This is a genomic window from Ilumatobacter nonamiensis YM16-303, from assembly GCF_000350145.1.
In the GTDB taxonomy this organism is placed as follows: domain Bacteria; phylum Actinomycetota; class Acidimicrobiia; order Acidimicrobiales; family Ilumatobacteraceae; genus Ilumatobacter_A; species Ilumatobacter_A nonamiensis.
This window is the reverse complement of the sequence record NZ_BAOL01000017.1, coordinates 1-12,988: the sequence shown is the minus strand read 5'-3', so window position 1 is coordinate 12,988 and position 12,988 is coordinate 1. Positions and strand designations below refer to the sequence as shown.

Here is a 12,988-nt window from a genome sequence, read left to right as displayed (position 1 = left end):
CACGCCGCGACGGTGGCCAACCACGCCACGACGACCGCCAGGATCTGCGTGACGGCAGCGATTCCCAGGAACACCAGCGCGAGTCGGGAGATCTCGGCGGCGGTCGTCCCCGCGGTCGCCTCGTCCACGATGCGCCGGACGACGAGCGGGCCGGTGATCGTCAGTGCGGAACCGACGGCGACGAGCACGCCGAGGCCGACCCAACGCGAAGCGTCGGGCCGCAGCAGTGCCCCCAGAGCACGCCAACGAGGACCGGACCCACCGGACTCGGCTGCCATACACCGAGTCTCGCCGTCCTGCCGGAGCCGAGCACCATGGTTTATCGGCTGTCTGCGTGCCCGGAGCCGAGTCCGACTGCCTCGTGCGCGCGCGGCCGTGTCAGCGGAATTCGAACCTCCAGGTGGGCTACCCTGGACGTACCGATCAACATCGGTGGCTAGGGATCCGGCCGCATCGGCGAGCGAGCAGTGGCGGACAGGACCGAGCGCCACAGCGCCCGCACATACCCGGGTGTGCATCTGAAGGGATAGAAGCCTGGAGCATTGAGATCGGCACCGTCCAACGCGTGTCGACCGGAGGCCCATGCGATCTCATCCAAGTCACGAGCCGGCGGACCGGCGCGTCCACGTCCGCGCGGTCGCGACCGCGCTGTTCGTCACGCTGCTGTGGAGTTCGTCGTGGATCCTGATCCGGGTCGGACTCGATGACCACGATCTCGCGCCGTTGACGTTCGCCGGTCTGCGCTACTCGGTTGCCGCCATCGTGTTGCTCGCATGGGTCGGCTCGAGCCCGCGACTGCGCAATGAGTCCCGGACCATCATCCGCACTCGCTGGCGTCCGCTCGTGGTGCTCGGCGTCGTGTACTTCGCGATCACGCAGGGAGCCCAGTTCGTCGCGATCGACGCACAGCCAGCAGCAACATCGAGTCTGATGCTCGCTCCGACGGCGCTCCTCGTCGCGCTGATGTCCTCGCGTTCGCTCGCCGAACAACCGCGCCGACTCCAGTTCGTCGGCGCCGCTCTGATCATCGTCGGAGCGGTGCTGTATTTCTCGGGCGATCTGGGTGCGACCGTCATCGGAATGACCGCCTCGATCATCGGGCTCTGCGCCAATGCGGCAGGATCACTGCTCGGACGGTCGATCAACCGCGACGGATCTCTGGCCCCGGTGTTGGTCACCGCGTCGAGCATGAGCGTCGGCGCCGCGCTGCTGCTCCTTGCCGGATTGGTCGTCGAAGGTTGGCCACATCTGACCGTCCGACTCGTGCTGATCATCGGCTGGCTCGCAGTCGTGAACACCGCCCTCGCCTTCACCCTGTGGAACCGTTCCCTCCGTGACCTGGCCGCCGTCGAGTCGTCGGCGATCAACAACACGATGCTCATCCAGATCGCGGCGCTGGCGTGGGTGTTCCTCGGTGAGAGCCCGGGCCCGATCGGCGTCGTCGGGATCCTGGTGGTGTCGACGGGAGCATTCTTGACGACGTATCGCAGCTCTCGATGAGGTCGTTGGACCACACGTCAACTCCCGACGATCTCGCCCTCTAGTTTCAGGACATGAACGACCTCGAGTTCCTCTCCATCGCCGTCGAACAGGCTCGGGTCGGTCGATCCGAGGGAGGCATCCCGATCGGCGCGGCGCTGGTCGCCGATGGCGTCGTCCTCGGCGCCGGTCGGAACCGACGTGTGCAGGAGGGCAGCGCCATCCACCACGGTGAGACCAATGCGCTGGAAATCGCCGGTCGTCAGCCGGCCGAGGTCTATGGACGCTCGACCATGTACACGACACTGTCGCCGTGCCACATGTGTACCGGCGCGATGCTGCTCTACGGGATCAAGCGGGTGGTCATCGGCGAGAACCGCACGTTCATGGGAGCCGAGGACCTTCTGCGCAGCCACGGAGTCGAGGTCGTCGTGATCGATTCCGAGGAGTGCGTGCAGATGATGACCGACTTCATCGCCGCGGAGCCGTCGCTGTGGAACGAAGACATCGGCGAACCCGACGCATGACGGGTCGGAAATCAACGAGGTCGGCGTGCCGGTCGACGATTTCCCGGCACGTGTCGCGACGCTCAGGCAGCCGGCCGCGGTCAGGCAAGCTCGGCATCGAGCCAGGCGACGATCTCGGCGATGACCTCGTCGCGCTCGGGTTCGTTCAGACACTCGTGGCGTAGACCGTCCCACACGCGACGGGTGACGTTCGGCAGGATCGCCAGAGGCTCCGAGGCCGTCGGCCGGACCAGGGTGTCGTCCGAGCCGTGGAGAACGTAGGTCGGGACGGTGAGCCGGTCGAGCTTGCCCGCGACCTCCTTCATCTTCTTGAGCGATTCCCGTCCGAGGCCGGCGGTGGAGGCCGGAACGCGCAGCGGGTCGTTCTCGTAGGCGGTCTGGACCGCTTCATCGCGGGAGAGCACGCTGCCATCGAAGTCCACCGGGATGTTGAGGCCCGGTGCGATCCTGCCCAGGACCGGCGCCGCGATCCGCTGCCATCGAGGGAGCTCGGCACTCAATGCCGGTGCGCTGAGTACGGCGAGGTCGGGGAGCGGCCGATCGCTGACCAGGTAGGCCGTGACGACGAGACCACCCAGCGAATGTCCCATCAGGATGACCGGCACCCGGAGCGACCGTCGATCGTCGAGCAGGTCCTGCACATCGACCAGGAACTCGTCGAACGTCTCGACATGGGCACGACGACCGGCGGTCTCGCCGAACCCGCGCTGATCGAACGACAGCACGTCGACACCGGCCTCGGCAAACGCCGCGCCCACGTGTTCGTATCGACCGGAGTGCTCACCGATCCCGTGAACCAGCAGCATCGCCGCCCGCGGCGACTCGGGAGTCCATCGGCGGCGGAGTTGCTCCAGCCCGTCGTGGGTGGTGCCGATGTCGGTCGTCGAGGCGATCACCCCTCCGAAGCTAGCGAGCGGAAATCGAGGCGTCGCCTCGTGCCGTGCGGAGGGGGACCAGCCGGCCGAGAGGGATGCGGTCGGCGTAGCGGGTGGCGACCGGACCGGCGATGGCGGTGACGAGGACGTACCCGGCCGCGAGCGCTCCGAGTTCGGGGCCGTCCGCGAGGTCGACGCCGAGCGCGGCGATCACGATCGAGAACTCGCCGCGCGCCATGAGCGCGGTCCCGACGCGGATGCGACCGCGGGGACCCGCACCGATACGCGAGCCGGCGTACCAGCCGGTCGCGAACTTCGTCGCCATCGTGACGACCGCCAACGCGATCGCCGGGACCGCGGCGTCGAGCAGATCCGCCGGGTCGATCTGGAACGAGAAGAAGAGGAAGAACGTCGCCGCGAACAGATCCTGCAGCGGACTCATCAGCCGCTCGACGCGCTCGGCGACCGGACCGGAGAGCGCCAGGCCCACCAGGAACGCTCCGATCGCCCCCGACACCTCGAGCGACTGTGCCACGCCGGCCACGAGGAGGGTGACGCCGAAGACGGCGAGCAGCAGGGACTCGTCGGTCCCACCGCCGAGGAACGACGTGAACCGGCGCCCGTATCGCAACGCCGCCACCAGGATGATCACGACCGTCGCGAGTGCGACGCCGACGCTGATCGACGTGTCCTCGACGCTTCCGCCCACGATCAACGCTGCGACCACCGGCAGGTACACCGCCATCGCCAGGTCCTCGATCACCAGCAGGTTGAGGATCGCCGGGGTCTCACGGTTGGCGAGGCGACCGAGGTCGGCGAGCACCTTCGAGATGATGCCGCTCGACGAGATCCACGTGACGCCACCGAGCAGGACCGCGGCGAGAGGCTCCCAACCGAGGACCAACCCCAGGATGATGCCCGGGCTGGCGTTCGCGACCATGTCGAACACGCCGGGTGGGACGCCGGTGCGCAGTCCGTTGCGCAACTCCGCCTCGTTGTACTCCAACCCCAGCGTGAACAACAGCAACAGCACGCCGATCTCCGCGGCGATCTCGATGAAGCTGGAGCTGACGTCGATCTCGGCCAACCCTCCTTCGCCGAACGCGAGCCCGGCGATCAGGTAGAGCGGAACGGCGGTGATGCCGATCTTGCCCGCGATCCGGGCGAGGATCGCCAACCCGAGCGCGACCGCGCCGATCTCGAGGAAGGCGACGGCGGCCTCCGAACTGCCGGCAGCGAGCATGGTGTGCAGGAACTCCGCTGGGCGATCGCGATGATCAGCCCGGCGCGATCAGGTCGCGCATTCGGTTGAGGCCCTCACTGGTTCCCACGCAGACGATCACGTCCTCACTGAACAGCCCGAAGTCCGGTCCCGGCGCCGGGAACGGAGCGTCGTTGCGGATGACGGCCACGACCGAGGCCCCGGTCTTGGTGCGGAACTCACCGTCGCCGATCGTCTTGCCGGCCGAGGGGGAATTCGGCTCGATCGTCAGCCATTCGATCGCCAACCCCTCGATCTCCTGCTGGACGGACTGGACGACGACATTGACCTGACTCGTCCCCAGCAGTTCGGCGAGCGTGCGCGTGTCGTGGGCCGACATCGTGATCTGCATCGAGCAGGTGTCGGGATCCTCCGCGTCGTAGACGACGATGTCGCGGCGACCGTCGCGGTGCACGAGGACGCCGACGTCGCGGCCGTCGTCGGTGGTGAAGTCGTGCTTGACGCCGACCCCCGGCAGTCGTGTTTCTCGGACCTCGGTCATGGCACCAGTCTGCCGTGAGCGGGCGGGTACGCGCACCACCAGGATCGGTGCGCGCTCCCACCGCTACTCTCGACCACCATGAGCGACACCGGCGAGAACCAACCCGACGTCCAGGTCGACGTCAAGCCCCGTTCCCGGGACGTCACGGACGGCATGCAGAAGGCGCCGTCGCGGTCGATGCTCCGCGCGATCGGAATGGGTGACGACGACTGGGAGAAGCCGCAGGTAGCGATCGCCTCGTCGTGGAACGAGGTCACCCCGTGCAACATGACGCTGCGCAAGCTGGCCGAGCACGCCAAGGCCGGCGTCAACGCCGCGGGCGGCTTCGGGATGGAGTTCGGCACGATCACGGTGTCCGACGGCATCTCGATGGGTCACGAAGGGATGCGCGCGTCGCTCGTGTCTCGCGAGGTGATCACCGACTCGGTCGAGACCGTGATGCATGCCGAGCGCCTCGATGGGTTCGTGGGGCTGGCGGGCTGCGACAAGTCGATTCCGGGAATGTTGATGGCCGCGGCGCGGCTCGACCTGGCGTCGGTGTTCGTCTACAACGGCTCGATCATGCCGGGGGAGCACAACGGCAAGGCGCTCGACATCACGTCGGTGTTCGAAGCCGTCGGCGCTCACGCTGCGGGGACGATCGACGACCAGGAGTTGCACGACATCGAGGTCAAGGCGTGTCCGGGCGAGGGTGCATGCGGCGGGATGTTCACGGCGAACACGATGAGCTCGATCGCCGAGGCACTCGGGATGAGCCTGCCGGGTTCGGCGTCGCCGCCCGCGATCGATCCGCGCCGTGAGACCGACGCCCGCCGGGCGGGTGAAGCGGTCGTCGAGATGCTGCGTCACGGCGTCACGGCCCGTCAGATCATGACCAAACCGGCCTTCGAGAACGCGATTGCGTTGACGTCTGCGCTCGGTGGGTCGACGAACGCGGTGCTGCACCTCCTGGCGATCGCGAACGAAGCGGGTGTCGAACTCGAACTCGACGACTTCAACCGGATCGCCGACCGCGTTCCGCACATCGCCGACATGACACCCGGCGGCAAGTTCCACATGAGCGATCTCGACAAGGTCGGTGGCGTGCCCGGTGTGCTCAAGCACCTGCTCGATCACGGCATGCTCCACGGCGACTGCATCACCGTGACCGGCAAGACGATGGCCGAGAACCTCGCGGAGATGGACCTTGCCCATCCCGACGGGGTGGTCGTGCATCCGCTCGATGCGCCGATCCACGACGAGGGTGGGATCAACATCCTCACGGGCTCGCTCGCACCCCTCGGTTCGGTGGTGAAGGTCGCCGGACTGAGTGCCGACCAGATGCACTTCGAGGGCCCGGCGCGGGTGTTCGACGACGAGAAGTACGCGATGGACGCGATCCTCGCGGGAGAGATCCGGGCCGGCGACGTGATCGTGATCCGCTACGAGGGTCCGAAGGGCGGCCCCGGAATGCGCGAGATGCTCGCCATCACGGGAGCGTTGAAGGGTGCCGGTCGTGGCGGCGACTGTGCGCTGATCACCGACGGCCGGTTCTCCGGTGGCACGTGGGGATTCTGCATCGGCCACGTCGCCCCCGAGGCCGTCGACGGTGGGCCGATCGCGTTCGTCCGAGATGGCGATTCGATCCTCATCGACGTGCACTCGAAGACGCTCGACCTGCAGGTCGACGACGCCGAGCTCGCCCGCCGAAGGGACGGCTGGCAGCCCAACGCGCCGCGCTACACGACCGGCGTCCTCGGCAAGTACGCCCGTCTCGTCCAGGGCGCCGAAACCGGAGCGATCACCAACACCCTCTGAAGATGCGCGTCGGTGTCAGTTGCCGACGCGCATTCCTCAGCTCGACGTGGTGACGTACTCGGCCAGCTTGTCGAGGGCCATGTTCCATCCCATCGCGCCGGGCGAGTCGGCGGGGATGCCGGCATGGGTGAGCACCATCCGGGTCGTCCCGCCGAGGTCGGTGAGTTCGACGGTGATCTCGGTCGTCGTCGGGTGATCTGCGGGCATTCCCATCTCCGACGGTGACTGCACGTTCCCGTCCGCGTCGGACATCGACTCGGTGTACACGAGGCGTTCGTTCTCGACGATCTCGCGGTACTCGCCGGTGAACCACATCTGCATCGGTCCGTCCGGAGTGTCCATCTCCATGCAGATCAGCCGGCTCCCGCCGACGGTCACGTCCATGTTCGCCGTCGGGATGCGAGCACCGGTCGGTCCGTACCAGGCGGCGAAGTGTTCGGCCTCGGTCCACATCTGCCAGACGCGTTCGACGGGGGCATCGAGTGTGCGTTCGATCACCACGGAGTTCGCGGAGGCGGCAGTGTCAGTCATCGGTGGATCCTGTCTCTGATGGTGTTGTCGGTGGCGAAGGTTCGGGGAGCTGTGCGAGGTAGTCGTCGAGGCGATCGAACCGGTTCTCCCAGATCGTTCGATATCGCTCGGTCCAGTCGGCGACGGCGGCCAGTGGTTCGGGGTCGAGCGCACACGGTCGGTACTGCGCTCGCCGACCGCGGGTGATCAGTCCGGCTCGTTCGAGCACCTTGAGGTGCTTCGAGATCGCCGGGAGCGTCATCTCGAACGGCTCGGCGAGTTCGTTGACGTTGGCGTCGCCGGTTGCGAGACGAGCGAGGATCGCTCGTCGCGTCGAGCTGGCGAGCGCGTGGAACGTCTCGTCGAGACGATCGTCGCTGCTGCGGGGAAGTGTGGAAGTGGGCATCGAGATGTACCGAATGGTTAATCAACCAGTTGGTAAAGTACACGCCCTGAGCTCGGCCGTCAAGGGTGAACCGAATCCTCCTCGTGGGGCGCGGATGTCAGAATCGATCGCATGACGCAGAGCCTGCAGACTTTCCTCACCTTCCAGAACGGACGTGCGAGCGCAGCGCTCGACCTCTATGCCGACGTCTTCGACGACTTCGAGTTGGTCGACCTCGTGCGGTACGGGCCGGATCAGCCAGGGCCGGAGGGGACCGTGATGACAGCGACGTTCCGCCTCGCCGGGAGCGAGTTCCGTTGTGCGGACAGTCCGATCGAGCACGATTGGGACTTCACGCCGGCGATCTCGATGTGGGTCGAGTGCGATGACGCCGCGGAACTCGAGCGGTTGTTCGAGCTCCTGGCAGAGGGAGGCGAGGTGTTCATGCCGCTCGACGACTACGGGTTCAGTACCCGATTCGGTTGGGTCGGTGACCGCTTCGGTGCCACCTGGCAACTCAACCTGCCCTGACCGATCCGGTCCTGCCGTCGAGCGGACCGGATCGGCCGGTCAGCCGATTCGTTCTTCGGTCGGATCGACGCTCGTGATCGCGCGGCCGCCGTGCATCAGGGTGACCGGGCCGGCTTCGGACACCACGATCACGATCGCATCCAGATCGTCGTGGGAGTACCGGAGCGCCGATGTGTGTCGCATCCCGCTCATGACCCCGATCGCACGCTCGGCCGCATGCGACGGTGCCAAGCGGATGGCGAGCGCGGTGAGGGTCCCGTCTCCGTCGAACACGGCGGCACCGTCGGTCTGGGAGAGCGCCTGGGCGAGGGCCGCCTCCTCGCCGATGTGATCGAGTCGCAGCCGCGGTGCGTTCCGCACGAGCGGTTCGTGTCGGTGGGTCGGGATGTCGTGGTCGGTCGGCCGCCAGATCAGTGTGGCGCCGATCCCGCGTCCTCCGAGTTTGTGGACCGCGAACCGCAGCAAGGGGCGAACCCCGTCCACCGGCAGACCGGGCGCCACCTCCGCCAGACGAGAGATCCATGCGTCCATCGGTGCGTCGTGGTGCCAGGACGTTCCGTTCCAACGGACCACTCCGGCGGGGCCGAACACGCGCACCTGCCCGGCTGGGTGGCGCTGGATGATCAGCCCGCCGATCGAACTCTGCAGGCCGACGAGGTCGTACTCCTCGGCCATGTTGCGCGCGAAGCAGGCGAGGTGATCGACCGAGGTGTGGGACCGAACCGCGAAGGACGTGACACCGTCCGCGAACCGGCGGGCGAACTGCAGGTCGAGGTCATGGGCCGGAATCAGATCGGCGATGGAGTTCAGCGCTGCGTGTTCGATCTGCGGAGAGAACACCGAATCCGGTGGGAGCAGGACCCCGTACGACGGCACTCGCCCCTCGTGTAGGTGTGGTCGCAACGCATACGCCAACTCCACGAGCGCGGCGACCCGGTCGGGTGCCCCGTCGAGCGCTGGAAGACCCTCCTCCTCCAACTCCTCAGCGAGCCGCTGGAGCCTGCCAGGAAGTACCGGGAGCTCGTATCCATCCTCACGAGTCACCGTTCGACCTTAGTTGGCGGGGTACCGGCCCGCGCTTCGGCACCCCTGCTCGATGTGACGTTGCGTCTCGGCCTTCGTCGGCGCCCCGGCACTAGGTTGACCTGGATGGGGACCAGCGCACGGGAGCCGTTCTCTCCACGGCCCGATCGATGAACGAATTCGCCACCTTGCGCTACGAGGTCGGTGACGGGCTGGCCCGGCTGACGCTGGACCGTCCCGAAGCGATGAACGGGATGACGAATCGGATGGTGCGCGAAGCAGCCGAGGCCCTCCAGTCGGCAGCTGCTGACTCCTCGGTGCGGGTCCTCGTGCTCACGGGTGCAGGTCGAGCGTTCTGCCCCGGTGCTGATCTCAACCACTTCACGACCGGCGGCGAGGACGAGGTTCTCTCGTCCCGTGAGTTCCAGGTGACGACGTTGCTCCACGAGATTCCGGCCGTGACGATCGCCGCGATCAACGGCGCATGCGCCGGCGCGGGACTCGGGTGGGCGCTGGCATGTGACCTCCGGACGATGTCGGCATCGGCGAAACTCAACACCGCGTTCCTGGACGTGGCGGTTGCCGGAGACATGGCGATTCCGTGGTCGTTGCCGCGCCTCGTCGGTGCGGCTCGGGCTCGGGACCTGTCGTTCATCCCGCGCAAGATCACTGCCGACGAAGCACTCGCGATCGGCCTCGTCGCTCGTGTGTTCGATGACGAGTCGTTTCGAGCTGACACCGATGACGTCGTCGACGCACTGCTGAAGAAGTCGCCGAGCGCGTTGCGCGGCCTGAAGGAGAACTACGTCGCGGCGGAACGGATGGCGCTGCGCGACTTCGTCGACTACGAGGCCGAGCGGCACCTGCGGATCGCTGCGAGTTCCGACACGGCCGAGGCCTTCCGCGCGTTCATCGAGAAGCGGGCGCCGAAGTTCACGTGAGCTGGATTCGTCTGCGTCAGGTGGCGCTGGTCGCGCACGATCTCGATCAGGTCGTCGGCGACCTCCACGGTGCGTTCGGACTCGAGGTCGCGTTCCATGATCCCGGCGTGGCGACGTTCGGCCTGCGCAATGCGGTGTTGCCCGTCGGCCATCAGTTCATCGAGGTCGTGTCGCCGACGACGGGGGGAACGGCTGGCGGGCGACAACTCGAACGGCTCGGCGGCGATGGTGGCTACATGGTGATCTGCCACACCGATGACCAAGCGTCCGTGCGCGATCGTCTCGGACCGCTCGGTGTCCGCACCGCGTTCGAACACGAAGACCACGGCTACCTCATCATGCAGCTCCATCCGGCCGACACCGGCGGATCGTTCCTGGAGATCGACTTCCAACCGGGTGGGGAAGACCCGGACGGACCCTGGACCCCGGCGGGCGCCGACTGGCAGCGAGCGCGGCGAACCGACATCGTCGATGGCATCGCCGGCGTGGTCGTGCAGTGCCGCGATCCGGAGGCCACGGCAGCTCGCTGGAGCGCCATCACGGGCTGTGAACTCGTCGGCGGCGTCCTGCAGTTCGACAACGCCACGGTGGAGTTCCGCGAAGGTCCCGTCGACGCGCTGGTTGCCGTCACACTCACCGCCACCGATCCGGTCGCGCTCGGGCAACAGCACACGATCTGCGGCGTCGACTTCACCCTCGCGTGACACGGCGAACCCGGTCAGGAGCCGGGGCTCGGGTCGACTTCTAGGATGTCGTCATGGCCGAGTCGACCACACCTCGTTCCCTCGCGGCATCGGTCGTCGGATGGCTGATCGTCATCCTCGTCCTGTGGTTTCTCGGCGGAGCGCTCCTCGGCACGTTCTTGTGGCTGCTCCGGATCTTGCTGATCATCGGCGCGATCGCCGGTCTGATCTGGGTCTATTTCCGACTCAAGACCCCCGACTGAGCGCGCGGACGAGTCAGTCGACGAGGGCCTGGTACACGAGCTGCTGGAGCTGCGGGCGGATCGGATAGGTGCTCGAAGGCAGCAGCTGGGTGAGGAACAGCGCCGTCAGATCCTCGGCCGGGTCGTTCCAGAAGATCGTGCTCGCGGCGCCGCCCCACGAGTACGAACCTTCGGTGCCGAGCACCCGGTTGGCGGCCGAGTCGAGCACCACGGAGAACCCGAGCCCGAAGCCGACGCCGTCGAACGTGGTCTCGGCGAACAACGGGCGTCCGTATTCCTCGAGGTCCGCGTGGCCGGGCAGGTGGTTGCGCGTCATGTAGTCGACGGTGCGGGATCCGAGGATGCGCGTCCCGTCGAGTTCGCCGCCGTTCATCAGCATCTGGGTGAAGCGCAGGTAGTCGGCGGCGGTGCCACACAACCCGCCGCCACCGCCGAGCATCTCCGGTTTCTCGGTCAGCGACGGGGCCGGCATCTTCGTCGCCTGCTTGGTCGACGGGTTCCGGAAGTACAGCTCGGCGAAACGGTCGCGCTTGTCGTCGGGGACCCAGAACTCGGTGTCGAGCATTCCGAGTGGATCGAGGATGTTCTCGCGGAAGAACGCGTCGAGCGACTGTCCGGACACGACCTCGATCACCCGGCCGAGCACGTCGGTCGACACGCCGTAGTTCCATTCGCTCCCCGGCTGGAAGACGAGCGGGAGCTCGGCCCACGCATCGCAGCAGCCGGCCAGGTCGAGTCCGGCGGGGATGCCCCACTCGAAGCCGGCGTTGCGGTAGATCGCGTCGGTCGCGTGGGAGTTGTGGAATCCGTAGGTGAGGCCTGACGTGTGGGTGAGCAGGTGCCAGATCCGCATCGGCTCGGTCTGCGGTTCCGTGACCGGCGCCTGGAACGATCCGCCCCGGTAGACCTGCGTGTCGGCGAACGACGGGATGAACTTCGACACCGGATCCTTCAGCTGGAAGAGACCCCGCTCGTACAGCATCATCGCCGCCACCGAGGTGATCGGCTTCGACATCGAGTACATCCGGGCGATCGTGTCCGGTGTCCAGTCGGCCCCGGTCTCGAGGTTGCGTTTGCCGTGGGTCGAGTGGTGCGCGACGTCTCCGCCGCGCATCACGACGACCTGCCATCCGGCCAGTCGGCCGTCAGCGACGTACTGAGCGAAGTGGTCATCGATCCGGGTCAGCCGCTTCGGATCGAATCCCAGCTCGGTCGGATCGGTCGTGACTTCCAGTGAGCTCATGGCCGCCAGACTGTCAAACCCGTCTGGCCAGCCACGCATCAGCCATCTGTCGTTCTCGTGAACAGTTCGCGCCTGGAGCGCGGGAACTGTTCACGAGTTGCTGAGTTTGAGGCGGGCGGAGGTGACGATGCCGAGGTGGTCGAGTCCGGGGAGGCGAGCGAGTCGGCGGTCGATCCGAGCGGCCATGGACTCGCCGTCGTCGCCGCCGAAGAGGTGGGCGATGAGGAACTCGGTCTCGACGTCGGGCATCACCCCGGAGCCGACCGGTCGCCAACGTTTGCGGAGCGCCAGTCGGGTGAGGCGCCGTGCCCCGGCCGAGGCATCGAGACGTCGAGCGGCTTGGCTGGCATAGAAGTCGATGTGGCGACCCTCCTGTTTGGCGATCCGCCGCAGCAGTTCTCCGAGGACCGGGTGTCCGGACCGTTTCGCGAGTTGGACGTATCCCGCCTGGGTCGTCCACTCGTTCACGGCGCCCCAGGTCAGCGCCACCGTGACGACGTGCTCGCTCAGCGCGGAGCCGAGCATCATCGCCAGCGTGGTCATTCGTTCGCGGCCGACTCGCCGACGGGTGGCGGCGATCCGTTGGCGTCCGTGCGACTCGTCGTGGCGGTCGAGCACCTTCGCGATCGCCTCGCCGTGCCAGTACTCCTCGTAGCTCCACATCGCGAGGAAGGCGGTGATCTCCGGATCATCGTGCGCCGCGGTCACCAGGAGGTCGCGCAGGTAGCAGGTCGTGTGGAACTCGACGTCGTGCATGTACCGCAGGCAGCGCAGCGTTTCCTCGTCGAGTGGGTCGGTGAGGAACGCGTCGTAGTCGATGTCGGAATCGTCGAGCGGCGCCACCAACTCCAGGTAGCGGTCGATGTCGAAGTTCATGACCATGGTTCGCCGTTCGACCCTCACCGGATCACGGCGGCCGGCTCGCCGACCCGGTGTTCTCGTGAACTGTTCGCGCACGGAGCGCGGGA

Annotated in this window: 15 protein-coding genes and 1 pseudogene; 7 read left to right on the top strand and 9 right to left on the bottom strand. The window is 67.0% G+C overall.

All coding sequences use genetic code 11. The features are described from left to right. Positions 1-278: pseudogene (locus ON45_RS02710) on the bottom strand (hypothetical protein); the annotation flags it as partial. Positions 279-582: 304 nt separating this feature from the next. Here ON45_RS02710 and ON45_RS02705 point away from each other — a divergent pair. Together ON45_RS02705 and ON45_RS02700 are read left to right on the top strand one after the other, a co-directional pair. Continuing rightward, a complete protein-coding gene (locus ON45_RS02705; protein WP_040491722.1) occupies positions 583-1,500 on the top strand; it encodes a DMT family transporter in 918 nt (305 codons plus the stop codon). 53 nt (positions 1,501-1,553) lie between these two features. After that, entirely contained in the window at positions 1,554-2,006 is a 453-nt protein-coding gene (locus tag ON45_RS02700; RefSeq protein WP_040491721.1) for a nucleoside deaminase, read from the top strand. An 80-nt stretch (positions 2,007-2,086) separates the two neighbouring features. Here ON45_RS02700 and ON45_RS02695 read toward each other — a convergent pair whose 3' ends face one another. The 3 genes from ON45_RS02695 to ON45_RS02685 are packed head-to-tail and all read right to left on the bottom strand — an operon-like array spanning position 2,087 to position 4,644. Further along, positions 2,087-2,902, bottom strand: coding sequence for an alpha/beta hydrolase (locus ON45_RS02695; protein ID WP_051062336.1), 816 nt, complete (start codon positions 2,900-2,902; stop codon positions 2,087-2,089). A gap of 10 nt (positions 2,903-2,912) precedes the next feature. Beyond that, positions 2,913-4,124 carry a cation:proton antiporter gene (locus tag ON45_RS02690; protein WP_051062335.1) on the bottom strand — a complete coding sequence of 404 codons (1,212 nt, stop codon included), beginning with the start codon at positions 4,122-4,124 and terminating at the stop codon, positions 2,913-2,915. A 34-nt stretch (positions 4,125-4,158) separates the two neighbouring features. Further along, positions 4,159-4,644: a cation:proton antiporter regulatory subunit gene (locus ON45_RS02685; protein ID WP_040491719.1), complete on the bottom strand. Its 486-nt coding sequence runs from the start codon at positions 4,642-4,644 to the stop codon at positions 4,159-4,161. A 78-nt stretch (positions 4,645-4,722) separates the two neighbouring features. Here ON45_RS02685 and ilvD point away from each other — a divergent pair, with 78 nt between their 5' ends. Further along, positions 4,723-6,441, top strand: a complete 1,719-nt coding sequence (gene ilvD / locus ON45_RS02680) for a dihydroxy-acid dehydratase (RefSeq protein ID WP_040491717.1) — start codon at positions 4,723-4,725, stop codon at positions 6,439-6,441. A gap of 36 nt (positions 6,442-6,477) precedes the next feature. Here the strand turns inward: ilvD and ON45_RS02675 are convergent, their stop codons facing one another. Then, positions 6,478-6,972, bottom strand: coding sequence for an SRPBCC family protein (locus ON45_RS02675; RefSeq protein ID WP_040491715.1), 495 nt, complete (start codon positions 6,970-6,972; stop codon positions 6,478-6,480). Next, a complete protein-coding gene (locus ON45_RS02670; protein WP_040491713.1) occupies positions 6,965-7,357 on the bottom strand; it encodes an ArsR/SmtB family transcription factor in 393 nt (130 codons plus the stop codon). The genes ON45_RS02675 and ON45_RS02670 overlap by 8 nt, the downstream gene beginning before the upstream one ends. A 111-nt stretch (positions 7,358-7,468) precedes the next feature. Between ON45_RS02670 and ON45_RS02665 the strand changes: the two genes are divergently transcribed. Further along, positions 7,469-7,867: a VOC family protein gene (locus tag ON45_RS02665; protein WP_040491712.1), complete on the top strand. Its 399-nt coding sequence runs from the start codon at positions 7,469-7,471 to the stop codon at positions 7,865-7,867. 39 nt (positions 7,868-7,906) lie between these two features. On the opposite strand, the gene ON45_RS20950 is transcribed toward ON45_RS02665, so the two are convergent. After that, a complete protein-coding gene (locus tag ON45_RS20950; protein ID WP_148288502.1) occupies positions 7,907-8,911 on the bottom strand; it encodes a diadenylate cyclase in 1,005 nt (334 codons plus the stop codon). Between the two features lie 149 nt (positions 8,912-9,060). Between ON45_RS20950 and ON45_RS02640 the strand changes: the two genes are divergently transcribed. The 3 genes from ON45_RS02640 to ON45_RS02630 are packed head-to-tail and all read left to right on the top strand — an operon-like array spanning position 9,061 to position 10,777. Beyond that, complete coding sequence (locus ON45_RS02640) at positions 9,061-9,831, top strand: enoyl-CoA hydratase/isomerase family protein (RefSeq protein WP_040491702.1); 771 nt, start codon at positions 9,061-9,063, stop codon at positions 9,829-9,831. Beyond that, positions 9,828-10,535, top strand: a complete 708-nt coding sequence (locus ON45_RS02635) for a VOC family protein (protein ID WP_051062333.1) — start codon at positions 9,828-9,830, stop codon at positions 10,533-10,535. Before ON45_RS02640 ends, ON45_RS02635 begins: the two co-directional genes overlap by 4 nt. A gap of 53 nt (positions 10,536-10,588) precedes the next feature. Next, entirely contained in the window at positions 10,589-10,777 is a 189-nt protein-coding gene (locus ON45_RS02630) for a hypothetical protein (RefSeq protein WP_040491700.1), read from the top strand. A gap of 13 nt (positions 10,778-10,790) precedes the next feature. Here ON45_RS02630 and ON45_RS02625 read toward each other — a convergent pair whose 3' ends face one another. Then, positions 10,791-12,020, bottom strand: coding sequence for a serine hydrolase domain-containing protein (locus tag ON45_RS02625; protein WP_040491699.1), 1,230 nt, complete (start codon positions 12,018-12,020; stop codon positions 10,791-10,793). A 90-nt stretch (positions 12,021-12,110) separates the two neighbouring features. After that, on the bottom strand, positions 12,111-12,988 hold an 878-nt coding region (locus tag ON45_RS02620; RefSeq protein ID WP_083914157.1), incomplete at its 5' end, for a ferritin family protein.

Excerpts from the sequence above, each read along its gene's own strand:
- ON45_RS02705 (WP_040491722.1), top strand. The coding sequence starts at position 583 with ATGCGATCTCATCCAAGTCACGAGCCGGCGGACCGGCGCGTCCACGTC.
- ON45_RS02700 (WP_040491721.1), top strand. The coding sequence starts at position 1,554 with ATGAACGACCTCGAGTTCCTCTCCATCGCCGTCGAACAGGCTCGGGTC.
- ON45_RS02690 (WP_051062335.1), bottom strand. The coding sequence starts at position 4,124 with ATGCTCGCTGCCGGCAGTTCGGAGGCCGCCGTCGCCTTCCTCGAGATC.
- ON45_RS02685 (WP_040491719.1), bottom strand. The coding sequence starts at position 4,644 with ATGACCGAGGTCCGAGAAACACGACTGCCGGGGGTCGGCGTCAAGCAC.
- ilvD (WP_040491717.1), top strand. The coding sequence starts at position 4,723 with ATGAGCGACACCGGCGAGAACCAACCCGACGTCCAGGTCGACGTCAAG.
- ON45_RS02675 (WP_040491715.1), bottom strand. The coding sequence starts at position 6,972 with ATGACTGACACTGCCGCCTCCGCGAACTCCGTGGTGATCGAACGCACA.
- ON45_RS02670 (WP_040491713.1), bottom strand. The coding sequence starts at position 7,357 with ATGCCCACTTCCACACTTCCCCGCAGCAGCGACGATCGTCTCGACGAG.
- ON45_RS02665 (WP_040491712.1), top strand. The coding sequence starts at position 7,469 with ATGACGCAGAGCCTGCAGACTTTCCTCACCTTCCAGAACGGACGTGCG.
- ON45_RS02640 (WP_040491702.1), top strand. The coding sequence starts at position 9,061 with ATGAACGAATTCGCCACCTTGCGCTACGAGGTCGGTGACGGGCTGGCC.
- ON45_RS02630 (WP_040491700.1), top strand. The coding sequence starts at position 10,589 with ATGGCCGAGTCGACCACACCTCGTTCCCTCGCGGCATCGGTCGTCGGA.
- ON45_RS02625 (WP_040491699.1), bottom strand. The coding sequence starts at position 12,020 with ATGAGCTCACTGGAAGTCACGACCGATCCGACCGAGCTGGGATTCGAT.